The following is a 26,543-nucleotide window of genomic DNA, read 5'->3' as shown; positions in this document are numbered from 1 at the left end:
GGCGGGGAACTCGGCATCGTCAACAGCTACCAAAATACCAGATGAAGGGGCACCGCTTATAGATAGGTCTCGTATTCCAGTGGCAATATGACCCGCGTGAAGGCGTCCAGCTCGGCCTGCTTCATCACCGCATAGACCCGGCGATATTCCTCGCCGAACGCGCGGGCGATGAAATCGGAAGCGGCAAACCGCTGCACCGCCTCGGCCATGGAGGGGGAGAGGCGCGGCACGTCATAATCATAGGCATTGCCGATGAGCGGTTCCGGCGGCTCGATCTGCGCTTCGATTCCCTCCAGGATGCCCGCGAGGATGCCCGCGAGAACAAGATGCGGATGCGCCTCGGCCCCGGCGATGCGGTGTTCCAGGCGCCGCGCCTGGGGCGGGCCGTTGGGCACGCGCACCGCCACCGAGCGGTTGTCATATCCCCAGGTGATGCCAGTGGGAGCGTAGGAGCCCGGTACGAGGCGCCGATAGCCGTTATAGCTTGGCACGAACAAGAGCGTCGCGTCCGCCATGGTGGAGAGCAGCCCGCCGGCGCCGTGCCGCAGCAACCGGTCCCCCTCCCCGCCCTCGCGGGCGAAGACGTTGCGGCCGTCGCGATCTTGCAGGCTCACGTGCACATGCATGCCGTTGCCGGCGAAATCCGCCAGCGGCTTGGCCATGAAGGTGGCGCGCAGCCCGTGCTTGCGGGCCACGCCCTCGATGGCGCGGCGCAGCAGAATGGCGTCGTCCGCCGCCTTCAACGCGTCGGCACGGTGGTAGAGATTGACCTCGAACTGGCCCGGCGCGGCTTCCGAGATCACCGTGTCGGTGGGCAGGTCCTGCGCTTCCGCCGCCGCGCGCATGTCGTGCAGCACGGGGGCGAAGGCATCGAGGTCCGACATGGCATACATGTTCTGGCGCGCCTGCCCGGTGGCGGGAAACACCGGCTCCGGCGGAGCCCCGTCCGCGCCGGGCTTGAGCAGATAGAATTCCAGCTCGAACGCGACGCACGGCGTCAGGCCCAGCGCGGCGAGCCGGTCCACCAGCTTCGCCAATTGCTGGCGCGGATCGAGAATCCAGGGCGTGCCGTCGGGCTCGTGCATGGTGATCAGCACCTGGGCGGCGGCGCGCGGCGACCAGGGCACCGGCTTCAGCGTGCCGGGCACGGGCCAGCACAGCCCGTCCTTGTCGCCGGTTTCCAGATGAATGCCGGTCTCCGCGACCTCGCAGCCCCACACGTCCAGCCCGAAGATGGAGAGGGGAATCGGCACGCCGCTGTCCCAGACCTTGGACAGCGCATGACCCGGGAGCCATTTGCCGCGCAGCACGCCGCTGGTATCCGGCAAGAGCACTTCGACGATGTCGGGCACCCCGTGGGCTTCAACATAAGCGTCGGCTTCGCCAAGCGTGGCGGCCCCGGTGGCATCTTGAGAAAGGGTGCCGGCTCCTGAACGCTGCATGATACTCCAACTTGCCATGAGATCGCGCGCTTATCCAAGCGCGTCGGCGCGGAACCTACAAGCTATGGCTCGGCTTTTATTTTCGACCTGCCTGCAACTTCCTTGGCCGAACGTTGTTTTCAGAGCGACAGCCGCGCTATTCTTAAGGCCCCACCCGGGCCGGGAAGACGCACGCCCCCTTCATCGCCGCGCACATGCCGCCGTGTGTGGCAGCCGCCCACTCGCACGGAGACCCGGTCTTTGACGCCCCTGCCCCTTCTTGAACCTCTGCGCCGGTCCCGCGGTTTCAGCCAGTCGGCCGTCCTGGCCCTGGGGTTCGTGGTCCTCATCGCGATCAGCGCCGCCTCCATCTGGCTGGTGAACCGGGCAAAGGAGGATGCCGCCCAGGTCAGCCATACGCTCCGGGTGGAGAACATGCTCTCCCAGGTGCAGATCATGGTGCGACGCGCGGAGAGCGCGCAGCGCGGCTATTTGCTGACCGGCGATGCCAGCTATCTGGATTTCTTCGAGGAGACCCTCACGCAGGTCGTGCCCACGCTGCTGCAGGCCCGCGCCACCACGGCCGACAATCCGGATCGCCAGCAGGCGCTCGCCGCCCTGGAACCGAACGTTTCCCAGAAGCTCGCGGAACTGCGGCAGACCGTGGACCTCTACAAGTCCGGCGATGTGGCCGGCGCCCTCAAGATCGTACGCACCGATCGCGGCGAGACGCTCATGCGCGAGATCACCGCCCAGATCGACGCCATGAAGGACCAGGAAGAGCGGCTGCTCGCCCAGCGCACCACATCGTCCAACCAGACCAGCCTGTGGCTGCTGCTGGTCAATCTGGTCGGCGTGGTCACGATCATCGGCCTTGCCGGCCTCTCCATGCACCTGGTCCAGCGCAACACCACGGCCCTGCGCGATGCGCACAAAGAAGTCGCCCATGCGAATCAGAGCCTGGAGCGGCGCGTGCTGGAGCGCACCGCCGACCTCCAGGAAGCCAATAACGAGATTCAGAGCTTCGCTTATATCGTCAGCCACGACCTGCGCTCGCCGCTGGTGAACATCATGGGCTTCACCAGCGAACTGGAAGCGCTGCGCACCGATCTGTTCGATCGCCTCGCCGCCTTGCGCGAAAAGGCGAACGATCCGGACGCGGCGCGCGATGCCGAGCTGGGGCGCGACTTCGAGGAGGCGTTCGGCTTCATCAAGGCCTCCATCACGAAGATGGACCGGCTGATCAAGGCGATCCTCGACCTGTCGCGGCAAGGGCGCGCCGAGTTCCACCCCGTCGCCGTGGAGGTGGCGCCGCTGGTGGAGAATATCGGCGCCACCATGGCGCACCAATTGCTGGAGCGCGACGCGGTCCTCAAGGTCGGGCCGCTGCCGCCGATCGTCAGCGACCGGCTGGCGCTGGAGCAGATTTTCACCAATCTGATCGATAATGCGGTAAAGTATCTGCGCACCGACGTACCTGGGCGCATCGAGATTTCCGCCAGCGAGACTCCCGGCTACATCACGTATCTGGTGAGCGACAACGGGCGCGGCATCGATCCGCGCGACAAGGTCCGCGTGTTCGAACTGTTCCGCCGCTCGGGTCCTCAGGATCGGCCGGGGGAAGGCATTGGCCTTGCTCATGTGCGCACCTTGGTGCGACGAATGGGCGGAGCGATTATCATGGATTCGGAACTGGGGCGGGGCACGACTTTCAAAGTCACGCTTCCGCGTCGGCTCGTACGGAACGCCGAAGAGGATAAGCATGACTGAACACGTCACCATCATCATGATCGAGGATGACGAAGGGCATGCCCGCCTGATCGAGAAGAATATCCGCCGTGCCGGTGTGCTGAACGAGATTTTGCCCTTCACCGACGGGACGAGCGCGGTCAATTTCCTTTTCGGAGCCGACGGCACCGCCGCCCAGAATGCCGGTCGCGCCCTGCTGGTGCTTCTCGATCTCAACCTGCCGGACATGACCGGGGTAGATATCCTCAAGCGCATCAAGGAGAACGAGCATCTGCGGCTGTCGCCCGTGGTCGTGCTCACCACCACGGACGACCGGGTGGAAATCCAGCGCTGCTATGATCTTGGCGCCAACGTCTATGTGACCAAGCCGGTCAATTACGAGAATTTCGCGAACGCGATCCGTCAGTTGGGCCTGTTCTTTTCCGTGATCCAGGTGCCGAAGGCCAAGTGATGCCCGAAGCGGCGCAGCCTGACGAGGTTTCAAGGCACGCGCGCGAAGCCGCCGCGCGGGCGGACGCCGTTCGGGTGCTCTATGTGGATGACGATCCCGGCCTCGGCCGCCTCGTGCAGCGCCAGCTGGGGCGGCTCGGCTATGCCGTGGAAACCGCGACCTCGGGCACCGATGGCCTCGCGCGGCTGGCCGAGGGCGGTATCCACGTGGTCGCGCTCGATCATTACATGCCCGGACAGGATGGCCTTGAGACCCTCGCCGCCATCCGCGCGCTGCCCGATCCTCCCCCCGTGGTCTATGTCACCGGCACCCAGGAGAGCCGCATCGCCGTCGCCGCCCTGAAGGCGGGCGCCACCGATTATGTGGTGAAGGAGATCCAGGGCGACTTCATCGAACTGCTGCGCTCGGCCATCGCGGCAGCGCTCGACGCGGTGAAGATGCGCAAGGCCCACGAGGCGGCCGAAGCCGAAATCCGCGCCGCGCGTGACCGTTTCGAGGCGCTTGCCGCCGAACGCGCGCTGCTGCTGCGGGAAATGAACCACCGGGTCGGCAATTCCCTGCAGATCATCGTTTCCCTGCTCCATGTCCAGGCCGGCGCCACGGAGAATGTGGAAGTGCAGGAGGCGCTGAACGCGGCGCGCGGGCGGGTCGCGGCGGTGGCCCAGGTGCATCGGCGCCTCTACACCTCGGACCAGGTCACGACGGTTGCGGCCGACCAATATCTCTCCGCCCTGCTGGACGATCTCCAGGTGTCCGCGAAGCACGCCGAATTCGGCGTCACCCTCTCCATCGAGGCGGACCCGATCGAGATCGACCCCGATCGCGCGGTCGCCATCGGCGTGATCGTGACCGAGCTGGTGATCAATGCCTCGAAATACGCCTATCCCGGCGGCTCCGGCCCGGTCAGGGTGGAATTGCGCTGCGCCGGGGATCAGATCCTGCTCGCCGTCGAGGACGACGGCGCGGGCATTTCGCCCGACATCGCGGCCCAGTCGAACGGGCTGGGCAACCGCATCGTGCGCGCCATGTCCAACAAGCTCGGCGCGGAGCTCGCGTTCGAGACGCGCGCGCGGGGCACGCGGGTCTCGCTTCGCTTTGCCCGCGCCCAGCCGGTGATGGGCGCATTCTGACGCCCCTTCGGCCTGCGAAGGCGGTGCCGGTCCGTTCAGCCCTGCTCGGTGGGGAAACCCGCCTGCTTCCAGCCGAGAATTCCGCCCTGCATGTGCTCTTCCAGCGGCACGCCCGACGCCTGGACGAGGGCTGCCGCCCGTTGCGAGCGCTGCCCGGAGCGGCAGGAAAATACGATCTGCTTGCCCTGCGCGTCCGGCAAAGCGGACGGGTCGAAGGTGGAAAGCGGCATCAGCACGGCATTGGGGATACGCTCGGCGCGCGTCTCGTCGGGTTCGCGCACATCCACCAGAAGGATGCGGCCATCCTCCATGCCGGCCTTGACCTCGGCGGGTGTGAGATGGGTGATGCGGCCGCCGAAGGGATTGGTTTCGCTCATGAGATCGGTCCTGGAAAAACATGAAGGTGGCGAAGCCCGAGGTTCGGCGCAAGGGGCTCCGCGCGACGGGCCGCGACCGACGCCTCTTTACAGGACGACGGCACCGGCGGCCGCGGCCAGCGCCACCACGGCCCAGGCCGGAACCTGCCACACGGCGAGGCCGAGATAGCACGCGGCAGCCAGGGCAAAGCTATAGGGCCCGGTGACCCCCTCCGGCAGCACCACGCTCCACAAGGCCGCACCCAGCAGGCCGACCACCGCCGCATTCACCCCGGCGAGCAGGCGCCGGGCCGCCGGCGCGGCGCGTAGCTTCTCCCAGAACGGCACCGCGCCCACCACCAGCAAAGCGGAGGGGGCGAAGATGGCGAGCAGCGCGATGCTTGCACCCGCGAGGCCCGAGGGCGGGCGCTGCGCCACCGCCCCGAGGAACGCGGCAAAGGTGAACAGCGGGCCCGGCATGGCCTGCGCTGCGCCATAGCCGGCGAGGAACGCGTCCTTCGACACCAGCCCGGTGCCGACCGTCTCCGCGTCCAGCAGCGGCAGCACCACGTGGCCGCCGCCGAACACCAGCGATCCGACGCGAAAAAAGCGCTCCGCCAGATCCCAGCCGCCCGATCGGGACAGCTGCGCGGCAAGGGGCAGCAGCAGCAGCCCGGCGGCGAACAGCAGCAGGGCACCGACCGCCGTGCGCCGCGAAATGCCGAGCGGGGGAAAGGGATCGCCGCCCGCGCCGGCCACCGATTGGAGCACGCAATAACCGGCGAGCGCCCCGAGCGCGATGGCCAGCAATTGCCCGCCGCTGCCGGGCAGGCAGACCGCCAGGATGGCGGCGCAAAGGGCGATGGAGGTGGTGCGCCTTTCCGGGCACAGGCTGCGCGCCATGCCCAGCACCGCATGGCACACGACCGCGACCGCCGCCGCCTTCAGGCCCGCCACCCAGCCGGCGCCGCCGAGGCCGCCCGCCCCGTCCAGCACCATGGCGAACGCCACCATGAGCACAGCGGACGGCAAGGTGAAGCCGATGAAGGCGACACACAGGCCCGGCAGGCCCGCGCGCATCAGCCCCACCGCCATGCCGACCTGGCTCGAGGCTGGTCCCGGCAGGAACTGGCAGAGCGCCACCAGGTCGGCATAGGCGCGGTCCGTCAGCCAGGCGCGGCGCACCACGAACTCCTCGCGGAAATAGCCGAGATGGGCGATCGGGCCGCCGAACGAGGTGAGGCCCAGGCGCAGGAAAATGCCGAACAAATTCAACAGGCCAGCCACGTTCAATACCCGTTCCGATTGTAGGGACATTCGAACCATCCTGCGAAGAGGCGCGTGCGACGGGCGCGGCCTCCTCCGGCTCCGAAGAGGAAAGGAGGCGCGTTCGTCTTTGAATGAAAACAACAGGCTGACGCAAGGCACGGGGCGCAGCATCGCGGGGCCAAAGTCGATATCTTTACATGAATACCTCTAATGAACTCGATCTGAGCGCCCCGCTCATCTCTCGTTCATGTTGAGCTTGGTATGGTCGAACCAACAAATCGTGCCACCTCATGCACCCACGCGTTGCATGACGATGGGTGGGACAAGCCCTGGGATTTCCGGTGCGTGTCTCCTGAGGTGGCGATGACGGAGCTATTGATCGGGTCGTTCCCCCGCACGTGTCCGATCAGTGGAAAGGCGTCGGCGCAAGCCGGCGCCTTTTTATTTCGCCGCCCCGTTCCAGACGGCCGGAACCATGCTTTAGACTTCCCCGCATGTCTGCCCACAGTCCCCAGATTCCCGAATTGGACACCCTGCGCGCCGGCGGAAAGCGCGCGATGGCGATGGCGCTCGCGGCGGTGGAAACCGCACGCGGCAAGCCGTCGCTGGCGGCTTTGCTGGATCGCGCCGCGCGTGAACCGAAGGCGCTCGTGCTGGGCCTGACCGGACCGCCGGGGGTGGGCAAATCGACGCTCACCAACGCCCTGGTGCGCCGGGCCCGCGCGGCGGGACGCACGGTGGCGGTGCTGGCCGTCGATCCATCCTCGCGCCGCACCGGCGGTGCGCTGCTGGGCGATCGGGCGCGCATCCAGACCGACCCGGAGGATCGCGGCGTGTTCGTGCGCTCCATGGCGGCACGCGACCGGCTCGGCGGCCTCTCGGACGATGCGGTGGCGGCGGTGGTGCTGATGCGCGCCGTGTTCGATCTCGTGATCGTCGAGACCGTCGGCGTCGGCCAGTCGGAGGCCGATATCGGGCTCGTGGCGGACAGCGTGGTGCTGTGCATCCAGCCGGCTTCGGGCGACAGTCTTCAGTTCATGAAGGCGGGGGTGATGGAATTGCCCGACATCATCGTCGTCACCAAGGCCGACATGGCCGACATCGCCCGGCGCGCGGCGGCCGATGTCAGCGGCGCGCTCTCGCTCGGCGGTTTGCCGACGCAATGGACGGTGCCGGTCATCCGCCTTTCCGCCGCCAGCGGCGAAGGGCTGGAGGCGTTCGACGCGGCGCTCGCCGCCCATCAGGCGCATCTGGCCGTGGACGGGCGGCTCGCGGCGCAGCGGGCGGAGCAGGAACAGCGCTGGGTGGAAGAGGCGATTCGCCTGCGATTCGGCACCGAGGGGCTCGCCCTCGCCCGCAAGATGACGGTTGCGACGGCGGGCCCGTTCAGCCGCGAGGCGGCATTTGCGGCGCGCTTAACCCGCTCGTAAGGTTGATAAGTGATTTTTCTCTCCAGGCGTCGGCGTTCGTTCGCTGGCTTCCTGTGAGGGCGATCCCATGGTTCGGTATTTCGGCGTGCGTCTGCCGGCGTGCATTCTGGCTGCGGCCGGGTGTCTTGTCGCAACCGCCGCGCGCCCGCAGATGCTGCCGTCCGACATCTTCCTGTCCCGCGCGGCTGCGGAGCGCGCGCCGGGCGGCCTGCTTTCGGCCCCGGTGCGGGCGCTGCGGGTGGCGACGCTGGAATGGGAGCCGCTGCTTGCGCCCGCCGCGATCGACCCCGGCGCCCCGCAGGCGACGGTGCGGGTCGCGGAAGCCTCGACCGCCTCGGTGCCCGCCAACAGCGACAGCACCTATGCCTATCCCCCGCCGCTGGTGCTCGGCGGCGCGCTTCCGCCCAGCGATCCCGCGGTGCTGCTCGCGGACCGGGACGAGGAAGCCGACACCCCCGCGGTGTTCGGCCCCTCGCCCAATTCCGACGGCGCCTATCTCGAACTCGCGCTCGACCAGGTGCTGAGCCTGCCGGGCCTGGACGAAGAGAGCATCGCCGCCGACGAGGACGTCCCCTCCACCTTCGGCCCCGACATGAGCGCGTACGACACCTCCACCGAGGCGCCGCAGGCCCTGATCTTCGGCGAGCCACCGCCGCCCGGCACCGCACAGGACGATGCCGAGCTGGAAGCCCCCGATACGGCCGGCCTTTCCCTCGACGCCAGCGAGGGCACCGCGCAAGGCATGCGAGCCTCAAACGACAAGCCGATCGTGCACGACATGCGGGTGGTGTTCGGCCAGAGCGGGGGGCTCTTTCCGCCCCTGCCCTTCGAATATGCCGCGCTGCCGCCGAGCGCTTCGGCCCTGCCGCCCATGCCGCCGGTGCCCCCGCAGGACGATGAGGCCAGCGGCATCGTGAGCGGCCTCATGAGCGGCGACGCGAGCCCCGCGACGCGCCTCGCGCTCGCCGGCCCGGCCCGCGCGCGGGCGGAGAAATGCCTCGCCGAAGCGATCTATTTCGAGAGCCGGGGCGAACCCAAGCGCGGGCAGATCGCAGTCGCCCAGGTGGTGATGAACCGGGTGTTCTCGGGCTATTATCCCAACGACGTCTGCAAGACCGTCTATCAGAACGCCCACCGCCATCTGGCCTGCCAGTTCACCTTCGCCTGCGACGATGTGAAGGACGTGATCCGCGAGCCCGACATGTGGGTGCAGGCGAAGCAGATCGCCTCCGACATGCTGGACGGCAAGCTCTGGCTTTCAAGCGTGGGCCGGGCAACCCACTATCACGCCTATTGGGTGCGGCCGAGCTGGGTGCGGGAGATGCGCAAGCTGGATCGCATCGGCGTGCACACCTTCTATCGCCCGCGTCGCTGGGACGGCTGAGCGTTCAGGCCCGGCGCGGGGCGCGAGACGCACACGCAACAAGAACCACAACGAAAAAGGCCCGGGAGATGCTCCCGGGCCTTTTCATTTCCAATCGAAGAGACGCAAAGCTCATAGCGCGCCCTGGGCTTCAACCACGGCGACCGCAGTCATGTTGACGATGCCGCGCGCCGTCACCGACGGGCCAAGAATATGCGCCGGCTTGGCGGTGCCCATCAGGATCGGCCCCACGGGCAGCGCATCGCCCAGCACCTTGATCATGTTGTAGGCGATGTCGGCGGCGTCGAGATCGGGCATCACCAGCACATTGGCGGCGCCCGACAGGCGCGAACCCGGGAACACGTGCTCGCGCACATCCTCCAGCAGCGCCGCATCGGCCTGCATCTCGCCGTCCACTTCCAGCGAGGGGTCCCGTTGCAGGATCAGTTCGAGCGCACCGCGCACGCGCTTGGCGCATGAGGTTTCGTGCGAACCGAAATTGGAGTGGGACAGCAGCGCGATGCGCGGCTCAAGGCCGAAGCGCCGCACGTGGGCGGCCGCGAGGATGGTCATCTCCGCGAGATCGGCGGCCGTGGGCTCGTTCTGGATCTGCGTGTCGCAGATGAAGAAATTGCCCTTGGGCGTGATCAGCAGCGAGAGCGCGGCCAGTTCGTGCACGCCCGGCGCGAGGCCGATGATATCCCGCACATGGCGCAGCCGGCGATTGAAGCGGCCCTCGATGCCGCAGAGCATGGCATCCGCCTCGCCCCGCTGCACGGCGAGGGCGGCGATCACCGTATTGTCGGTCCGCACCAGGGTGCGGGCGGCATCGGGGGTCACGCCCTTGCGGCCGGCGATCTCCACATAGGTGCGCACATAGTCGCGATAGCGCGGATCATCCTCGGGATTGATCAGGTCGAAATCGGTGCCCGGGCGGATCGACAGGCCGAAGCGCTGCAGGCGGGTTTCGAGCACGCTCGGGCGCGCCACCAGGATCGGCCGGGCGATGCCTTCTTCCACCACCGCCTGGGCGGCGCGCAGCACGCGTTCGTCCTCGCCCTCGGCATAGATCACGCGCTTCTTGTCCAGCTTCGCGCGGGTGAACAGCGGGCGCATGATGAAGCCGGAGCGGAACACGAACTGGTCCAGCTTGTCGGCATAGACTTCGAAATCCGTGATCGGCCGGGTGGCGATGCCGGTTTCCATGGCCGCGCGCGCCACCGCCGGCGCGATGCGCAGGATGAGGCGGGGATCGAACGGCGAGGGAATGATCGAATCCGCCCCGAAGGACCGGGTCTCGCCGCCATAGGCGCGGGCGACCACGTCGGACGGGGTTTCGCGGGCAAGCGCCGCGATGGCTTCCACCGCCGCCATCTTCATTTCGGCGTTGATGTCGGTGGCGCCGACGTCGAGCGCGCCGCGGAAGATATAGGGGAAGCACAGGACGTTGTTGACCTGGTTCGGAAAGTCCGACCGGCCGGTGCAGATCATGGCATCGGGGCGCGCGGCGCGGGCTTCTTCCGGCATGATTTCCGGGTTCGGATTGGCGAGCGCGAGGATCAGCGGGCGATCCGCCATGCGCTTGACCATGTCCTGGGTCAGCACGCCGCCGGCGGAGAGGCCGAGGAAAATGTGCGCGCCGTCGATGACCTCGCCCAGCGAGCGAGCCTCGGTTTTCTGCGCATAGACCGCCTTATAGGGATCCATGAGGGTCTCGCGGCCTTCATAGACCACGCCCTCGATGTCGCAGACCCAGATGTTCTCGCGCTTGGCACCGAGCGTCACCAGCAGGTTGAGGCAGGCGATGGCCGCCGCGCCCGCACCCGAAGTGACGATCTTGAGATCCTCGATCTTCCGGTTGCCGATTTCCAAGGCATTGCGCACCGCCGCGCCGACGATGATGGCGGTGCCATGCTGGTCGTCATGGAAGACCGGGATCTTCATGCGCTCGCGCAGGCGCTTTTCCACCTCGAAGCATTCCGGCGCCTTGATGTCCTCAAGGTTGATGCCGCCGAAGGTCGGCTCCAGGGCCGCCACGGTCTCGACGATATGGTCCACCTCGCTCGCGGCGATTTCGATGTCGAACACATCGATGCCGGCGAACTTCTTGAACAGAACCGCCTTGCCTTCCATCACCGGCTTGGACGCCAGCGGGCCGATATTGCCGAGGCCGAGCACGGCGGTGCCGTTCGACACCACGCCCACCAGATTCTGGCGAATGGTCAGCTCGGCCGCCTGGAGCGGATCGGCCTTGATGGCCATGCAGGCGGCAGCAACGCCCGGCGAATAGGCGAGCGCGAGATCGCGCTGGTTGCCCAGGGGCTTGGTGGCCTGAATTTCGAGTTTTCCGGGCCGGGGCAGGCGATGATAAATGAGAGCCCCCGAGCGCAGATCATCTGAGATGTTAGACGCCATTCCCTTCCCGACCCTTCTTAAACATCGCTTGTTTCGAAACCGGCGGCACGGTAGCCCTCGGCAGCAGGGATGTCACGGGTAAGCGCTACGTTTTTCGGCAGCGCACGAAGTCGCCGCGCCCATCTGGCCGCAACCGCAGACTGAAAAAGGTGCACCCATGAAAAAGGCCCTCTTCGCCGCCCTGGCGCTGGTCGTTCTCGGGATTGGCGGCTATTTCGGCCTCAGCTTCTGGAGCGGGGTAAAGGCACGCGGGGAAGTTGAGAAGATTTTCGCGGGCCTGCGCCAATCCAGCATGCAGGCGAGCCATGGCGAGGTCACGTTCGACCTGCCGCGCCGCGCCTTGAGCGTCGCCGACATCACCATCACCGTCGCGGACGGCAACAGCACCGTCAGAATCGCGCGCCTCACCGCCGACGGCATCACCCCGCCCTCCGGCGGCCGCTTCACCGCCGATTCGGTGATGCTGCACGGGGTGGAGGTGCGCACCCGCATCGTCGACGGCGAGACCACTTATGAGACCCCGCTCGTGGAAATCGCCGGCTATTCCGGCCCGGCGGCGTTCGTCCTGCCGCCGGTCGCCGCCACCAGCGCGGCGACGCTGCGCGCCACGCTCCAGCATTTCGCCGCCATGCACGCCGACCGCATCCGCCTGCCGCACGCCACGGCACGGGTGCGGCTCTCTGCCGTGGCCGCAACCCCGCAGACGCCCGGTGCCGACGCGCAGAGCGTCGATGTGGATTACGGCGCCTTCCTCGCGGAGGGCATCGACCAGGGCCGGATTGCCCATGCCCACCTCGACCGCATTGGCATACGCGCGCAGATCGGACTCAAGGACTCCGCCCAGGGCATCGTCGGGACCCTGGAGGAGGTGGAGGCCACCGCCATCGACACCGCGCCGCTGCTCGCCCTGACCCAACCCCCGGGCCAGGCGGCGGGCGCCGGCTACATGCCGCTCTACGGCCGCGTTTCCGCGGGCAGCTATTCACTGACCCAGGACGGCGGCGCGACCGTGATGGTGAGCGACCTCCTCGCGGAAGGGATCGCCCTCGACCCTGCCCTGCTGAACCTTGCGCGGCTCGACGCGCTCAACGCCCTGACTCAGCCCGGCCATACCCTCTCGACGGAGGATTCGGCGCGGCTGATCTCGCTGACCTCCGACATTCTCAAGGGGGTCAGCTTCACCACCATTTCCATGAGCAATGCGTCCCTCTCCGAAGCCACCGGCAAGGTGGAGATCGGCAATTTCGCCATGACCGGCTACGCCGCCGGCAAGCTCAAGCGCATGCAGCTCGATGGGCTCGTCGAGCACGGCGCCGATGCCTCCGTCGTCACCCTCGGCAACGCGGCGGTGAACGGGCTTTCGCTCGCGGCCATCATGGATCTGGCGGCGAAGGCGGTGCGCGAGGGCGCCGATCCCTCGGTGGAATCCCTGCTGGCGCTGTTCCACGTCCTCGACGGGTTTGAGTTTGCGGATCTCACGGTGCCGGAACCGGAACTCGGCGGCACCGTCTCCGTCGGACAATTCGCCGTGTCCTGGGACCAGTTCATCGGCGCCGTCCCCACCCGTTTCAAGCTGCGGGCGCGGGAAATCACCGGGCCGATCTCGGAAGCCGATGGCGCCCCGTTCAATCTGCTGGTCGCGGCCGGGATGACCACCGCCACGCTCGGCTTCAAGCTCGATGCGGCCTACGACCAGGGCGCGCAGGCGATCGTGATCGGCCCTGCGAGCGCGCAGGTGGACGACGCGTTCAGCGTCTCGCTGGACGCCCGCCTCACCCAGATCCCGCCGGCTGCTTTCGAGAATGCGGACGCGGCGCTCGGCGCCATCGACCAGGCGGGGCTCGGGCCCGTGAAGCTCGTGCTCGTCAATCTCGGGGCGGCCGAGCTGGCGTTGCGCGCCTATGTCGATCTGACCAACGGCGATATCGAGCAGATGCGCGCCGCGCTGATCGCCGCCGTGGAGGAGCAGGCGCGCGCCGCCAGCGCCGATTTTCCCAACGCCGAGCGCATCGGTGCGGCGCTGGTGCAATTCCTCAAGACGCCGAAAACCCTCACCCTCACGCTGACGCCCACGGGCGACGTGAAGCTGGCGGACCTCGCCCAGGCCGACGATCCCCTCGCCCTTGCGCGCCAGCTCTCGCTGGACCTCGTCGCCGGCCCCTGAAACACGAACGCCCTTCGCAGGGAGGGCGTTCGCTTTGCTTCGAGACCGTCCGGCCGCGCCTATTTCTGCGGCAGGTTGAGGCGGATGTGCAATTCCTTGAGCTGCTTGGGCGTCACCTCGGCGGGCGAGCCCATCAGCAGGTCCTCGGCGCGCTGGTTCATGGGGAACAGCGAAATCTCGCGCAGGTTCGAGGCGCCGCACAAAAGCATCACGATGCGGTCGATGCCCGCCGCCATGCCGCCATGGGGCGGCGCGCCATATTGGAACGCGCGATACATGCCGCCGAACCGCTCCACCACCGTCGCCTCGTCATAGCCGGCGATCTCGAACGCCTTCAGCATCGCCTCGGGGCGATGGTTGCGGATGCCGCCGGAGGCGATCTCATAACCGTTGCAGGCGATGTCGTACTGGAACGCCTTGATGGTCAGCGGATCCTGGCCCTGGAGCGCCTCGAGGCCGCCCTGGGGCATGGAGAAGGGATTGTGGGAGAAGTCGATCTTCTTCTCCTCGTCGGACCATTCGTAGAATGGGAAATCGACGATCCAGGCCAGCTCGAACCGCTCGGTATCCACGAGGTTCAGTTCCTCGCCCACCTTGGTGCGGGCAAGGCCTGCGAACTTGTAGAATTTCGACGGGTCGCCGGCGACGAAGAAGGCGGCGTCGCCCGCCTGAAGGCCGAGCGCCGCGCGGATCGCCTCGGTGCGCTCGGGACCGATATTGTTGGCGAGCGGGCCGGCGCCCTCGCCGCCTTCCCGCCACATGATATAGCCGAGGCCCGGCTGGCCCTCGCCCTGGGCCCAGCTATTCATGCGGTCGCAGAAGGCGCGGCTACCGCCGGTGGGACCGGGGATCGCCCACACCTGGTTCTTCGGGTCTTCGAGCATGCGCGCGAACACCTTGAAGTTCGAGCCACGGAAATGCTCGGAGACATCCTGCATCACCAGCGGATTGCGCAGGTCCGGCTTGTCGGTGCCGTATTTGCGCAGGGATTCCGCATAGGGAATGCGCGGCCAGTTCTGCGTGACCGGCTTGCCCTTGGCGAATTCCTCGAACACGCTCGTGATCACCGGCTCCATGGCCGCGAACACGTCTTCCTGCTCGATGAAGCTCATTTCCAGGTCGAGCTGATAGAACTCGCCCGGCAGGCGGTCGGCGCGCGGGTCCTCGTCGCGGAAGCAGGGCGCGATCTGGAAATAGCGGTCGAAGCCGCTCATCATGATCAGCTGCTTGTACTGCTGCGGCGCCTGGGGCAGCGCGTAGAACTTGCCGGGGTGGATGCGCGAGGGCACCAGGAAGTCGCGCGCGCCCTCCGGCGAGGAGGCGGTCAGGATCGGCGTCTGGAATTCAAAGAAGCCGGACTGCTTCATCCGCTGCCGCAAACCATCGATGACGCGGCCGCGCAACATAATATTATTGTGAAGTTTTTCGCGCCGCAAATCGAGGAAGCGATACTTTAGTCGAATGTCTTCGGGATAATCCTGGTCGCCGAAAACGGGCAGCGGCAATTCCGCGGCGGCGCCGAGCACTTCGAGCGCGACTGCGTAGACTTCCACCTTGCCGGTGGGCAGGTCGGCATTCTCGGTGCCCTCGGGGCGCAGGCGGACCTTGCCGTCGATGCGCACGACCCATTCCGCACGCACCTTTTCCGCCGCCTGGAAGGCCGGGCTGTCGGGATCGATCACCACCTGGGTCAGGCCGTAATGGTCTCGCAGATCAATGAAAAGTACGCCGCCATGGTCGCGGATGCGGTGGCACCAGCCGGAAAGCCGGACGCTTTCGCCCACCAGGGCGTCGGTGAGCGCACCGCAGGTGTGCGTGCGGTAGCGATGCATGGCGGGGGACATGACGAGCGGCCTTTCGGACAACCTTGGGACAAACGCGCTGCCGCAAAGGACGGGCGAAGCGGGCCGCCGGAAGGTGCATGGGCGCCCCTGCTTGTCAAGGCCGCGCCAGAATCCCCCGGGGTCCCGGCGGGATTTGCTGCTGCGCACAATATGCGGCCCCTGTCGGCGCCCTATCAACGCGTATAACGTGAAATGTGGCGTGCAATGCGTCGCGATTGAGACATGATGGAAGCAACCGTCAGTTTACCGGATGTAGCGAACCCGAAGGGCACGACGGAACGCGTGCGTTCGTGGGATGCCGCACGTTGGGCGGTGGGATTGGGCGGTGCGTTTATCGTCAGCGTTCTCGCCGCGACCATCGTGCTGTCTATCTATCTGCGGGATCGCGCCCTCGGTGATCGCCATCGCGAGCTGGAGAACCTCGCCCTTACGCTGGCGGAGCAGACGGACCGCGCCTTTCAGGGCGCCGAGCAGATCCAGCGCAGCCTGGTGGAGCGGCTGAACGTGCTCGGGGCGATCGACCCGGACAGTCTCGTGGGCGCGGCCTCGACCTATGAGATGCACGAGATCATCAAGCAGCGCATCAATGGCTTGCCGCAGATCGACGCCATCACCATCATCGGCACCAAGGGCAAGCTGCTGAATTTCTCGCGCTACTGGCCCATCCCCGATGTGAATGTGGCGGATCGCGACTATTTCAGCGCCCTCACGACGGGGCTTTCCAGCACCCAGTTCGTCAGCGCGCCGGTGCTCAACCGGGGCACCGGAACCCCGACCATCTATCTCGCCCACCGCTTCTCCGCGCCGGACGGCAGCTTTCTCGGCCTGGTGCTCGCCGCCATGCGGCGCAGCTATTTCGAGAAGTTTTACGGAGGCATCGATCTCGGGTCCGGCGGCTTCATCGCGCTGTGCCGGCAGGACGGCATGGTGCTCGCCAGCTATCCGCCCGTGGCCGACAACATCGACCAGACCGCGCAGCGCGCGCTGATGCGCCATCTGATCGCCACGGAGAACGCGTCGGGTTCGCAAGAACGGCTGGTCCCGCCGGGCCTGGTCGACCGGCAGGAACGGCTGACGGCGTTCCAGAGCTTGGCCCATTTCCCGCTGTCCATCATGGTCAGCGACACGTCCGATGACGTGGCCCGCTCGGTGCGGGCGCAGATCCTGCCGATCCTCGTGGCCTCGGGGTTGATCTGCCTCGCCATCACGGTGGCCGTCATCACAGCCGTGCGCCATCTGCGGGCGCAGCAGGAATTCGCCCAGAACGCCTATCGCACCGCGCGCCAGGACGAACTGACCGCCCTGCCGAACCGCCTGCGTTTCCTGGAGCAGCTCGACACGCTGCTGGGCGAGGACACGGACACGCACGGCTTTGCCCTGCTGTTTCTCGATCTCGACTATTTCAAATCCGTGAACGACACGCTGGGCCATGCCATTGGCGATGATCTGCTATGCGCGGTCGCGCGGCGGATCGAAGACTATCTCGCCCCCGGCGACATGCTGGCGCGCATCGGCGGGGACGAATTCGGCATCCTCCAGCGGGGCGGCGGCGCCGTGGAGGCGCGGATCCTCGCCGAGCAGGTCATCGCCGCCATCCGCGAGCCGTTCACCTTGAACCACCATCGGGTCATCGCCGGCGGCAGCATCGGCATCGCGCTGGCGCCTCTGGATGCGCGCCTGGGCGTGGAACTGCTGAAAAACGCGGATCTCGCGCTCTACCGCGCCAAGAACGACGGCCGCGGCCTCTGCCGCCTGTTCGAGCGGGAGATGGAACATGCCGCCGTCGCCCGCCGCACGCTCCAGCTGGATCTGGACGAGGCGTGGCGCGAGCAGCAGTTCTTCCTGTGCTACCAGCCCATCTTCGCCTGCCAGAGCGGAGCCCTCGCCGGGTTCGAGGCGCTGCTGCGCTGGCGGCATCCGAGCCGCGGCATCGTCGCGCCGGCCACCTTCATTCCCGCCGCCGAGGACACCGGCCTCATCGTGCCCATCGGCGCTTGGGTGCTCGAACAGGCCTGCCTCGCCGCCGCCACCTGGCCGGCGCCGCTGACCATCTCGGTCAATCTCTCGCCCATCCAGTTCCGCACCGGGGAGGTCGAGGCGCAGGTGAACGGCGCCCTGCGGCGCTCGGGCCTCTCCCCCCGCCGGCTGGAACTGGAGCTCACGGAAACCACGCTGCTCCAGGAAGGCGCCAGCGTGCGCGAGATTCTCCAGAACTTCCGCAGCCGCGGCATCCTGATCGCCATCGACGATTTCGGCACCGGCTATTCCTCGCTCGGCTATCTGCGCACGCTGCCCATCGACCGAATCAAAATCGACCGCACCTTCGTCAACGGATTGGGGCAGGACACCCATTCCCTCCCCATTATTCGCGCCATGCAGGGTCTGGCGGACGCGATCTCCGTCTCCACCACCGTCGAGGGCGTGGAGCGGGCGGAGCAGCTGGAAATCCTGCGGGCAGAACGCTGCACCTATGTTCAGGGCTATTTTCTCGGGCATCCGGGCACGGCGGAAGATGCCCTGCGCATGGCAAAAGAGGCAAAGGTTTGACCTCGATGCGCCTGAGGGTCTTTCGCCGCCCACATGCCTTCCGTTATGGTTTGTCACATGGATCCGATCACCTCAACCGAGGCGCTCGCAGCGGCCTGTGAGCGCCTGGCCCGCCACGATTTCGTCACCGTCGACACAGAGTTTCTGCGCGAGACGACGTTCTGGCCGAAATTGTGCGTCATCCAGGCTGCCACGCCGGACGAGGCCATCATCATCGACGCCCTCGCCGATGGCATCGACCTGTCGCCCTTCTTCGCGCTGATGGCGAACGAGCGGGTGATGAAGGTATTTCACGCCGGGCGCCAGGATATCGAAATCGTCTGGCACCTGGCCGGCATCATTCCCCACCCGGTGTTCGATACCCAGGTGGCGGCCATGGTGCTCGGCTATGGCGACAGCATTTCCTACGACCAGCTGGTGCAGCGGCTGTGCGGCCACGCCATCGACAAATCCTCGCGCTTCACGGACTGGTCGCGCCGCCCCCTCAGCCAGGCGCAATTGGTTTATGCCATCGCCGATGTGACCCATCTGCGCGACATCTATATCAAGCTGTTGCAAGACCTCCAGGCGCGCGGGCGCAGCGAATGGGTGGGCGAGGAGATGAAGGTGCTCACCTCGCCGGCGACCTATCGCCAGGAGCCGGAGAATGCCTGGGAACGTTTGAAGTCCCGCGTGCGCAAGCCGCGCGAACTGGCGGTTCTGGTGGAACTGGCGGCATGGCGCGAGCGCGAGGCGCAGGCCCGCGACCAGCCGCGCGGCCGCATCATCAAGGACGACGTGATCGGCGAGATCGCCCTCCAGCAGCCGCAGACGCCCGAGAAACTGGCCGAGCTGCGCTCCCTGCCAAAGGGGTTCGAGCGCTCGCGCTATGGGGAGGCCGTCCTGGAGGCCGTGCGCAAGGGGCTTGCCCGCGATCCGAAGACGCTGCCGCGCATCGAGCGCGACAAGCCCTTGCCCAACGGCGCATCGGCAACGGTGGAACTGCTGAAAGTGCTGCTGCGCATGACCGCCGAGCAGCACGCGGTGGCCGCCAAGGTGATCGCCACCACGGACGATCTGGAGCGCATCGCGGTGAGTGACGAGGCCGATGTCCCCGCCATGACCGGATGGCGGCGCGAATTGTTCGGCAATCGCGCCCTGGCCCTGAAAGCCGGGCGGCTGGCCCTGGCGGTGGATCGCGGCCGCGTGGTGGCTGTCGAGCGCGCCGCCGTCGAAGCGGACTGAACCGGGCCGCCGCACCGCTTTATTTTTGCGCGGGTCCTGTTGCGTGGGGAGCGCTTGCGCTCGGGACGCTTGCGCTCCGGACTCTGGCGCGCGGGCGCGTCTTGCGCGGGGAAGGAAGGGTCCCTTGCAGGGCCGGTCGCCGGCTCAGCGCGCCGGCTTCTGCCCCACCACCAGGAATTGCTTGCCGAAAATGCGCCAGGCCAGCGGCATTTTCAGATAGGCGGAGATCAGGAAGCCCGCCGTCGGCAAGCTGGATTTCATCGTATAGGGAAGGAAGCGGGGCACGTTGCGCACGACATCGAACCCGCTCTTCTTCAGCCCTTCTTCCAGCGAGAGATGGGACAGGGGAAGATAGTGGTCGTAGAAGTCCCAGTATTCGCGATAGGCATAGCGAATATTCGGGCCCATGATCACGAACCGCCCCCCGGGGCGCAGCACGCGCAGGATTTCACCGATCACCTGGTCGCAGGCTTCCTTGTTGGGCAAATGTTCGAGAAAATTGGACGTAAAAGCAACATCGAGACTGTTGCTTTCGATCGGGGCAAGGTCGGTCGCCGGCGTCATGACAAAACGCACATCGGCGTTCAGATACGTCGGCGCATCGGGATTGATATCGATCGCCGTTTTCGATCGGGCGGAGATGTTATTGATGAATTCGCCATATCCGCAGGCGAGATCCAGGACATCCTTCTGCGCGCCGATCATCGGATCAAAGAATTCGCGGCAGAGAATACGCCACACCTCGGAGCGCTTGTTCAGGCCGGTCTCAAGAAATCTCGCCCGATAAATTTCTTGTACATCGACCATTCGACCCCGGACCCAGGTAAGAGTAAAATCAATCGTTTTCCGCAGCGACACTGCCGTCGCATGCAATTACACGGTTTCCAAATCGAACGAAACGATAAATTCGCCATGCTGTCCGCCCAGCGCCCGTCCGCCCAGCGGCCCGGGGCGGGCGGGACACAGCCGCGCCGACCCGGGACGGCGCGCCGGCGCCTCAGACCGTGACCACCACCGGCTCGCGGCCGATGAGCTTGCTGAGCTGGCGCAGGCGGCTGTGGACACGGTCGTTGATCAGATCGGCGAGATCGTGCGGCACGTTCAGCACCACGGTTTCGCCGCGCACCTCCAGCTCCGTGCGCGGGAGGATCCCCGGCATGGCCGCGGAGAGCAGATAGGCCACCCGCATGCAGGCCCCGAGGATGCGGGCGCGGTCCAGCATGCCGGTGGAGACCAGCTCCAGGATGCGCGGGGCGTATTCGTCCTCGGACAGGCCCATGTGCCGGAAATAGACCGCGAGCGCGATATAGGCCCGGCCGGGATGGTCCACGCCCACGAAGGCAGCATGCGCGATGATGTTGAGGCTCTGCTCGCCGCGATAATCGGGGTGGGCCCGCCAGCCGATATCCGCCAGCAGGCAGGCGGCCTGCCGCAGGCGCCGCTCATCGGCGCTTTCTTCCAGCGCGCGGGAGGATTCAAAGAAGGAATCCGTCCACTGCACCAATTCCTCGCCATGCTGCGGCGAGCGCGAGCGCAATTCATTCAACTCGCGGGCGGCGGCAAGGAGCGGATCTTCCTTGCGCTGCTCGGGATCGAGCAGGGAATAAAGCAAGCCTTCGCGGACCCCGAGGGCGGAAATCACGACCTCAGAGGGCCGCCCCTCGCGCACCACGTTTTCCAGCACCAGCGCGCCATAGGCGAGCAGGGAGCGGCGCGCGTCCGAGATCGCGTCGATATGGGAGAGGGCCTCGGCATCGGCGCGATGAACGATGCGCGTGAAGTCGATCGCTTCCTTCGCGGGCAGCACATAGCCGTGCATGACGTGCAGCGGATAGCCCTTCTGGAACATGTGCAGGCGAGCCAAGGCGCGCCATGTGCCGCCGACCGCATAAAAGGTGCGCCCGGCAAGGCCGGTGAGGACCGGGACCTCGCGCACGGCGTCGCGGACGATCTTCTCGGATTTGCGCAAGGATTTGCCGGAGCGATCCTGAAGTGCCAGCACGCCGAGCGGCAGGGTGATGCCGGCGCCGACCTTGAGGCGCTTCACATCCACCAGTTCCAACGAGCCGCCGCCGAGATCGCCCACCACCCCGTCCGGACCATGGACGCCGGAGACGATGCCGAACGCCGCCAGCTCCGCCTCCCTGCGGCCGGAGAGGATCTCCACATGCGTCCGGCAGATGGCCTCGCACTCGCCGATGAAGGCGGGGCCATTCTCCGCGTCGCGCGCGGCGGCGGTGGCGAGGGCATAGACCACCCCCACCCCCATGGCGTCGCACAGGGCGCGGAAGCGCTTCAGCGCGGAGAGGGCGCGCTCCACCGCGTCTTGGGCGAGCCGTCCGGTGGACAGCACTTCCCGACCGAGACCGCAGAGCGCCTTCTCGTTGAAGATGGGTGTCGGCGCGCGATTGAGCGCCTCATACACCACGAGCCGCACGGAGTTGGACCCGATGTCGATGACGGCAACGGGTGCCGCCACCGCCATGTGGTCGCTCGTGTGCGGCGCGGGCCCGCCGCCCTTAGCGGCGGACGTAGAGGCTGCGCGGCGAAGAATCTTTGAGAGACTTTCCACGTCCCGACAAGCTCGGATTGGTCATGAAATAACGATGGGCGTTGAACGATTCTTCGCCCGGCGCCGGGACTATGCGTTCGGAAGAGCCGTTGGGCAACACCCGCCAGCTCTGTTCGTTGTCGATAAGATTGGCCACCATGATCTGATCCAGCACCTGCTCATGCACGGTGGGGTTCATGATGGGGCACAGCGTCTCGACGCGACGGTCGAGGTTGCGGGTCATCAGATCGGCGGAGGAGATATAGACAATCGCGTTCGGGTGCGGCAGCGCATGGCCGTTGCCGAAGCAATAGATGCGGCTGTGTTCCAGGAACCGGCCGACGATGGACTTGACCTGGATGTTCTCCGACAGGCCGGGAATGCCGGGCCGCAGGCAGCAGATGCCGCGGATGATGCAATCCACCTTCACGCCGGCATTGCTGGCGGCGTAGAGCGCGTCGATGATCTCCGGGTCCACCAGAGAGTTGCACTTCAGCCAGATGGCCGCCGGGCGGCCGGCACGGGCGTGCTCGATCTCCTCGGCGATGTTCTGGAGGATGCGCGGCTTCAGCGTGGTGGGGGAAACCGCCATCACGTCCAGCTCGCCCGGCGTCGCATAGCCGGTGATGAAATTGAAGATGCGCGCCACGTCCTGCGCGATCACCGGGTCGGCGGTGAAGAACGACAGGTCGGTGTAGATGCGCGCCGTGATGGGGTGATAATTGCCGGTGCCCACATGGCAATAGGTCGCGAGCGCACCGCCTTCGCGGCGCACCACCATGGACAGCTTGCCGTGGGTCTTCAGGTCGATGAAGCCGAACACCACCTGCACGCCGGCGCGCTCCAGGTCGCGCGCCCAGCGGATATTGGCTTCCTCGTCGAAGCGGGCCTTCAGCTCCACCAGCGCGGTGACCGACTTGCCGGCCTCGGCCGCTTCCGCCAGCGCCTTCACGATCGGGCTGTCGGAGGAGGTGCGGTAGAGGGTCTGCTTGATGGCGACGACGTTGGGGTCGCGGGCGGCCTGGCGAAGGAACTGAACCACCACATCAAAGGATTCATAAGGGTGGTGAACCAGAATGTCCTTCTCGCGAATTGCCAGAAAGCAGTCTCCGCCATGGTCTCGGATGCGCTCGGGAAATCGCGCATTGTAGGGCGGAAACTTCAGGTCCGGCCGGTCCACCGAGACCAGCTGGGAGAATTCGTTCAGCGCCAGCACGCCGGTGACGACGAAGATCTCCTCGTCCTTCACGTTCAGTTCGCGGGCAACGAAATTGCGCAGTTCGTCGGGCATGGCCGAATCCGCTTCCATGCGGATGACCGAGCCGTAGCGGCGCTGCTTCAGGGCGCTCTCGAACAGGCGCACCAGATCCTCGGCCTCTTCCTCGATGTCGAGGTCGCTGTCGCGGATCACGCGGAACACGCCCTGGCCCTTCACCGCATAGCCGGGGAACAGGCGGGCGATGAACAGGCCGATCATCTGCTCGAGGGTGATGAAGCGCAGGCTTCCGCCCTCGCCGTCGGCGAGGCGGATGAAGCGCTCGACCTTGGCGGGAATGCGGATCAGCGCATTCATCCCGCGCCCGTCGTTCTGCCGCACCAGCTGCAGCGCCAGCGAGAAGCCGAGATTGGGAATGAAGGGGAAGGGATGGGCCGGATCGATGGCGAGCGGCGTCAGCACCGGGAACACATGGTGCAGGAAGTGGGCTTCCAGGCGCTCGATGTCGGCGGCGGTGACATCCGCGCCGTCCACCAGCACGATGCCGACGCCGGCCAGCTCCACGCGCAGTTCACGCCAGCGGGCCTGCTGGTCGAAAATCAGGTTGCCGGCGCCGTCCATGATGGTGGCGAGCTGCTCGGCGGGGGTGAGGCCATCGGGGCTGAGGGCGGTGACGCCTTCGCGGATCTGCTCCTTCAGGCCGGCCACGCGCACCATGAAGAATTCGTCGAGATTGTTCGCCGAGATGGAGAGGAAGCGCAGCTGCTCCAACAGCGGGTGATTCTTGTTGGAGGCTTCTTCCAGCACGCGACGGTTGAAGTGGAGCCAGGAGACCTCCCGGTTGATGAAGCGCTGCGGGGAGCCCGCGAGCTCGAGAACGGTATCCACACTGGCCTCCGGTTCAAAATCCTCGACCAAGGCCAAGGCGACGGTGTCATTCGCGTTCATCGATAGACCCCCATTTTCCGGCGGAACATGGCCGTCTTGCATGACCACTCTATGACGATGGCGGCTCGGCGTCGTCCTCGTCGCCGAAGTCGCTTGTACTTTCTCCGCGCAAGTCTTTTTCCGCGCGCAGCACCTGGGCGGCGAGCGCCCGCGTCACCGGCCGGCGCGCCGCCAGCGCCGCCCGGTCGATGGCCGCGACCAGGGCCTGCGCGCCCTCCACCGTGCGCTCCATGCGCAGCAGCAGATATTGCACCGTCGCTTCGTCCACGGCGATCTGCCGGTCGGCGAACAGCTTCACCAGCACCGCGCCCAGCAAGGCATCGTCCGCCGGCGCGATCTCCACGCCGGGCACCGCCCGCAGGCGCGAGGCGAGATCGGCGGTCGCGAGGGAGAAAGCCGAGGGCGGCGTGCGCGCGGTCATCAGCACGAAGGCGTTCTGCTCGCGCGCCAGGTTCAGCAGATGGAACAGCGCCGCCTCGTCGACATCACCTGCGGCGAGGTCTTCCAGCAGCAATGCGCCGTTGGCCAGCGCCTGCGGCACGCCGGCGCTGGAAAGCGCCGCCGCCGGAAGGGTCAGGGCGCCGGCCTTGCGGGCGAAAATCGCCCCGAGATGGCTCTTGCCGGCCCCCGGGGGGCCGACCAGCGTCACCACGCGGGCCGGCCAGTCGGGAAAGGAATCCACCAGCGCCAGGGCGGCGGCATTGCCGGGGGCGGCGAGGAAATCCTCGCGCAGCAGGGCCGGCCGGCTGGGCAGATCGAGCGGCAACTGGCGAACCGTGGGATCGCGCCCGGCCATGGGCTTACACCGTCTCGCTGGACGAGGTGTCGGCGTCGTCTCCGGTATAAAGCGGGCTGTGGAAATACTGGCTGAAGGCGAAGCGCACCAGCACGCCGGATGCCGCGGTCAGCGGCACCGCCAGCAGCAGGCCCACGAAGCCGAACAGATAGCCGAAGGCGAACAGGGCGAACATCAGCCAGACCGGGTGGACGCCGATGCTGTCGCCCACCAGCTTCGGGGACAGGATGTAGCCCTCCACGGTCTGGCCCACCAGGAAGATGCTCAGGATGGTGCCGATCATGGTCCAGTCCGGGAAGAACTGAACGATAGCGACGCCCATGGCGAGGATCAGCCCGGTGAGCGAGCCGACATAGGGAATGAAGGTGATGAAGCCGGAGACGATGCCGATCAGCAGGCCGAAATTCAGCCCCGCCATGGTCAGCGCCACCGCATAGAAGGTGCCGAGGATCAGGCACACCAGCGCCTGCCCGCGCACGAAGCCGGCCACCGCCATGTCCATTTCCCGGCCGAGCCGGCGGATGATGGGGCGCTGGTGGACGGGAATCCAGCTGTCCACCGTCATCAGCATGTGGTCCCAGTCGCACAGCACGTAGAACACCACCACAGGCGTCACCACCACCAGCGCGAACACCGAAAGCAGCGCCTGCCCGCCGGACCACAGGGAGGTCAGCAGACCGAGCAGATAGCTCACGCCCTGGGACATCAGGTCCGCGAGCGAGCGCTGCACGTCCGGCAGGCGATCGCCGAAGAAGCGGTTGAGCCATTCCCGGTTTTCCTGGGTGACCAGGTTTTGCAGGCGCGTCACATAGGCGGGAAGATTGGTGATGAATTCGAACAACTGGCTGGAGAGCAGCGGCAGCACCACCAGCAGGAGCAGCACCACCACCAGGACCAGGATGCCTACGAGGGCGAGGCTCGCCGGCGTGCGGCCAAGCCCGATGCGCGCCACGCGCGCGACCACCGGGTTCAGGAAATAAGCCAGGGCCATGCCTGCGACAAAAGGTAACAAGATGCCGCGCAGCAGCCACAATCCGATGATGACGGCCAACAGCGCGCCGATCCAGAAGCGAAGCTGAAGCTGAATGGCCATCGCTCCTCCCGGACCCCGCGCCGGTGCGCCGCTCTCGGCGGTCAGCGCGCCATGTGGCGCATCCATTCCGCGAGATACGCAGCCGCCGAAAGCGCCGTCAAGAGCCCTACCGCCACCAGCCCCACCTCGAACGCCCGACCGGGATGAAGGCCAAGCCCGGCGGTCGCGAGCACCAAGGCGGCGAACGCGATCTGCACCGCCGTATTCACCTTGGACACCACCAGCGGACGGATCGTCACCGGCCGGGCCAGCAGCACCGAGAGCAGGATCGCACCGATGATCATGACGTCCCGCGTCACCACCGCGATGGCCACCCAGCGCGGGATCAGCCCCACCACCGCGAGCGAGACATAGATCGAGATCAGCAGCGCCTTGTCGGCCAGCGGGTCGAGATAGGCGCCAAGCTCGGTCTGCATGTGAAACCGCTTGGCCAGGAACCCGTCCACGGCGTCCGAAGCGCCGGCGAGCACGAACAGCCAGAAGGCCAGTTCCAGCTCGCCGGCGGCGATGGACCACACGAGGATCGGCACCAGAAGGATGCGGGCCAGCGTGATGATGTTGGGCAGGCTCACCGCG

At 66.7% G+C, this 26,543-nt stretch carries 19 protein-coding genes; 8 read left to right on the top strand and 11 right to left on the bottom strand.

Going from position 1 to position 26,543, the window contains the following annotated elements:
• Positions 1 to 56: 56 nt before the first annotated feature.
• Positions 57 to 1,442, bottom strand: coding sequence for a glutamine synthetase family protein (locus V5F84_RS07865; protein ID WP_394044156.1), 1,386 nt, complete (start codon positions 1,440 to 1,442; stop codon positions 57 to 59).
• 240 nt (positions 1,443 to 1,682) lie between these two features.
• Here V5F84_RS07865 and V5F84_RS07860 point away from each other — a divergent pair, with 240 nt between their 5' ends.
• From V5F84_RS07860 to V5F84_RS07850, 3 genes are read left to right on the top strand one after another with little or no spacing between them, the layout of a single operon-like run.
• Complete coding sequence (locus V5F84_RS07860; protein WP_394044157.1) at positions 1,683 to 3,191, top strand: sensor histidine kinase; 1,509 nt, start codon at positions 1,683 to 1,685, stop codon at positions 3,189 to 3,191.
• A complete protein-coding gene (locus V5F84_RS07855; RefSeq protein WP_394044158.1) occupies positions 3,184 to 3,621 on the top strand; it encodes a response regulator in 438 nt (145 codons plus the stop codon). The genes V5F84_RS07860 and V5F84_RS07855 overlap by 8 nt, the downstream gene beginning before the upstream one ends.
• Positions 3,621 to 4,751, top strand: coding sequence for a response regulator (locus V5F84_RS07850; RefSeq protein WP_394044159.1), 1,131 nt, complete (start codon positions 3,621 to 3,623; stop codon positions 4,749 to 4,751). The genes V5F84_RS07855 and V5F84_RS07850 overlap by 1 nt, the downstream gene beginning before the upstream one ends.
• A 35-nt stretch (positions 4,752 to 4,786) precedes the next feature.
• Here V5F84_RS07850 and V5F84_RS07845 read toward each other — a convergent pair whose 3' ends face one another.
• Both V5F84_RS07845 and chrA read right to left on the bottom strand, forming a co-directional pair.
• Entirely contained in the window at positions 4,787 to 5,128 is a 342-nt protein-coding gene (locus V5F84_RS07845) for a rhodanese-like domain-containing protein (RefSeq protein WP_394044160.1), read from the bottom strand.
• A gap of 87 nt (positions 5,129 to 5,215) precedes the next feature.
• Entirely contained in the window at positions 5,216 to 6,424 is a 1,209-nt protein-coding gene (gene chrA / locus V5F84_RS07840) for a chromate efflux transporter (RefSeq protein ID WP_394044161.1), read from the bottom strand.
• A 446-nt stretch (positions 6,425 to 6,870) separates the two neighbouring features.
• Between chrA and V5F84_RS07835 the strand changes: the two genes are divergently transcribed.
• Complete coding sequence (locus V5F84_RS07835) at positions 6,871 to 7,806, top strand: ArgK/MeaB family GTPase (RefSeq protein ID WP_394044162.1); 936 nt, start codon at positions 6,871 to 6,873, stop codon at positions 7,804 to 7,806.
• 67 nt (positions 7,807 to 7,873) lie between these two features.
• Entirely contained in the window at positions 7,874 to 9,190 is a 1,317-nt protein-coding gene (locus V5F84_RS07830; RefSeq protein WP_394044163.1) for a cell wall hydrolase, read from the top strand.
• Between the two features lie 111 nt (positions 9,191 to 9,301).
• Here the strand turns inward: V5F84_RS07830 and V5F84_RS07825 are convergent, their stop codons facing one another.
• Positions 9,302 to 11,584 carry an NADP-dependent malic enzyme gene (locus tag V5F84_RS07825; RefSeq protein ID WP_394044164.1) on the bottom strand — a complete coding sequence of 761 codons (2,283 nt, stop codon included), beginning with the start codon at positions 11,582 to 11,584 and terminating at the stop codon, positions 9,302 to 9,304.
• Positions 11,585 to 11,741: 157 nt separating this feature from the next.
• On the opposite strand from V5F84_RS07825, the gene V5F84_RS07820 reads away from it, so the two are divergent.
• On the top strand, positions 11,742 to 13,748 hold the full coding sequence (locus tag V5F84_RS07820; protein ID WP_394044165.1) for an aq_1923 C-terminal domain: 2,007 nt from the start codon (positions 11,742 to 11,744) through the stop codon (positions 13,746 to 13,748).
• 59 nt (positions 13,749 to 13,807) lie between these two features.
• Here V5F84_RS07820 and aspS read toward each other — a convergent pair whose 3' ends face one another.
• Positions 13,808 to 15,580 carry an aspartate--tRNA ligase gene (gene aspS / locus V5F84_RS07815; protein WP_394044200.1) on the bottom strand — a complete coding sequence of 591 codons (1,773 nt, stop codon included), beginning with the start codon at positions 15,578 to 15,580 and terminating at the stop codon, positions 13,808 to 13,810.
• Positions 15,581 to 15,910: 330 nt separating this feature from the next.
• On the opposite strand from aspS, the gene V5F84_RS07810 reads away from it, so the two are divergent.
• Positions 15,911 to 18,139, top strand: coding sequence for a bifunctional diguanylate cyclase/phosphodiesterase (locus V5F84_RS07810; RefSeq protein WP_394044166.1), 2,229 nt, complete (start codon positions 15,911 to 15,913; stop codon positions 18,137 to 18,139).
• Positions 18,140 to 18,196: 57 nt separating this feature from the next.
• Positions 18,197 to 19,363 (top strand): ribonuclease D, encoded by a 1,167-nt coding sequence (rnd, locus tag V5F84_RS07805; protein ID WP_394044167.1) that lies wholly within the window; start codon positions 18,197 to 18,199, stop codon positions 19,361 to 19,363.
• Positions 19,364 to 19,507: 144 nt separating this feature from the next.
• On the opposite strand, the gene V5F84_RS07800 is transcribed toward rnd, so the two are convergent.
• The 6 genes from V5F84_RS07800 to V5F84_RS07775 all read right to left on the bottom strand — a co-directional run bounded on the left by V5F84_RS07800 (position 19,508) and on the right by V5F84_RS07775 (position 26,539).
• Positions 19,508 to 20,236 (bottom strand): class I SAM-dependent methyltransferase, encoded by a 729-nt coding sequence (locus V5F84_RS07800; RefSeq protein WP_394044168.1) that lies wholly within the window; start codon positions 20,234 to 20,236, stop codon positions 19,508 to 19,510.
• 124 nt (positions 20,237 to 20,360) lie between these two features.
• On the bottom strand, positions 20,361 to 21,848 hold the full coding sequence (gene ppx / locus V5F84_RS07795) for an exopolyphosphatase (protein ID WP_394044169.1): 1,488 nt from the start codon (positions 21,846 to 21,848) through the stop codon (positions 20,361 to 20,363).
• Positions 21,849 to 21,882: 34 nt separating this feature from the next.
• Positions 21,883 to 24,078 carry an RNA degradosome polyphosphate kinase gene (locus tag V5F84_RS07790; RefSeq protein ID WP_394044170.1) on the bottom strand — a complete coding sequence of 732 codons (2,196 nt, stop codon included), beginning with the start codon at positions 24,076 to 24,078 and terminating at the stop codon, positions 21,883 to 21,885.
• A 49-nt stretch (positions 24,079 to 24,127) separates the two neighbouring features.
• Entirely contained in the window at positions 24,128 to 24,874 is a 747-nt protein-coding gene (locus tag V5F84_RS07785) for a P-loop NTPase family protein (protein ID WP_394044171.1), read from the bottom strand.
• A 4-nt stretch (positions 24,875 to 24,878) separates the two neighbouring features.
• Complete coding sequence (locus tag V5F84_RS07780) at positions 24,879 to 25,967, bottom strand: AI-2E family transporter (protein ID WP_394044172.1); 1,089 nt, start codon at positions 25,965 to 25,967, stop codon at positions 24,879 to 24,881.
• A gap of 41 nt (positions 25,968 to 26,008) precedes the next feature.
• Positions 26,009 to 26,539: a CDP-alcohol phosphatidyltransferase family protein gene (locus tag V5F84_RS07775; RefSeq protein ID WP_394044173.1), complete on the bottom strand. Its 531-nt coding sequence runs from the start codon at positions 26,537 to 26,539 to the stop codon at positions 26,009 to 26,011.
• Between the last annotated feature and the right edge of the window lie 4 nt (positions 26,540 to 26,543).

This window comes from Roseixanthobacter liquoris (assembly GCF_043195135.2).
Classification (GTDB): domain Bacteria; phylum Pseudomonadota; class Alphaproteobacteria; order Rhizobiales; family Xanthobacteraceae; genus NCEH01.
This window is presented reverse-complemented; position numbering and strand designations above follow the sequence as displayed.

Coding starts and splice junctions, on each gene's coding strand:
- V5F84_RS07835 (WP_394044162.1), top strand. CDS start 6,871: ATGTCTGCCCACAGTCCCCAGATTCCCGAATTGGACACCCTGCGCGCC.
- V5F84_RS07865 (WP_394044156.1), bottom strand. CDS start 1,442: ATGCAGCGTTCAGGAGCCGGCACCCTTTCTCAAGATGCCACCGGGGCC.
- V5F84_RS07850 (WP_394044159.1), top strand. CDS start 3,621: ATGCCCGAAGCGGCGCAGCCTGACGAGGTTTCAAGGCACGCGCGCGAA.
- V5F84_RS07820 (WP_394044165.1), top strand. CDS start 11,742: ATGAAAAAGGCCCTCTTCGCCGCCCTGGCGCTGGTCGTTCTCGGGATT.
- V5F84_RS07830 (WP_394044163.1), top strand. CDS start 7,874: ATGGTTCGGTATTTCGGCGTGCGTCTGCCGGCGTGCATTCTGGCTGCG.
- rnd (WP_394044167.1), top strand. CDS start 18,197: ATGGATCCGATCACCTCAACCGAGGCGCTCGCAGCGGCCTGTGAGCGC.
- V5F84_RS07780 (WP_394044172.1), bottom strand. CDS start 25,967: ATGGCCATTCAGCTTCAGCTTCGCTTCTGGATCGGCGCGCTGTTGGCC.
- V5F84_RS07790 (WP_394044170.1), bottom strand. CDS start 24,078: ATGAACGCGAATGACACCGTCGCCTTGGCCTTGGTCGAGGATTTTGAA.
- ppx (WP_394044169.1), bottom strand. CDS start 21,848: ATGGCGGTGGCGGCACCCGTTGCCGTCATCGACATCGGGTCCAACTCC.
- V5F84_RS07825 (WP_394044164.1), bottom strand. CDS start 11,584: ATGGCGTCTAACATCTCAGATGATCTGCGCTCGGGGGCTCTCATTTAT.
- aspS (WP_394044200.1), bottom strand. CDS start 15,580: ATGCATCGCTACCGCACGCACACCTGCGGTGCGCTCACCGACGCCCTG.
- V5F84_RS07845 (WP_394044160.1), bottom strand. CDS start 5,128: ATGAGCGAAACCAATCCCTTCGGCGGCCGCATCACCCATCTCACACCC.
- V5F84_RS07855 (WP_394044158.1), top strand. CDS start 3,184: ATGACTGAACACGTCACCATCATCATGATCGAGGATGACGAAGGGCAT.
- chrA (WP_394044161.1), bottom strand. CDS start 6,424: ATGTCCCTACAATCGGAACGGGTATTGAACGTGGCTGGCCTGTTGAAT.
- V5F84_RS07785 (WP_394044171.1), bottom strand. CDS start 24,874: ATGGCCGGGCGCGATCCCACGGTTCGCCAGTTGCCGCTCGATCTGCCC.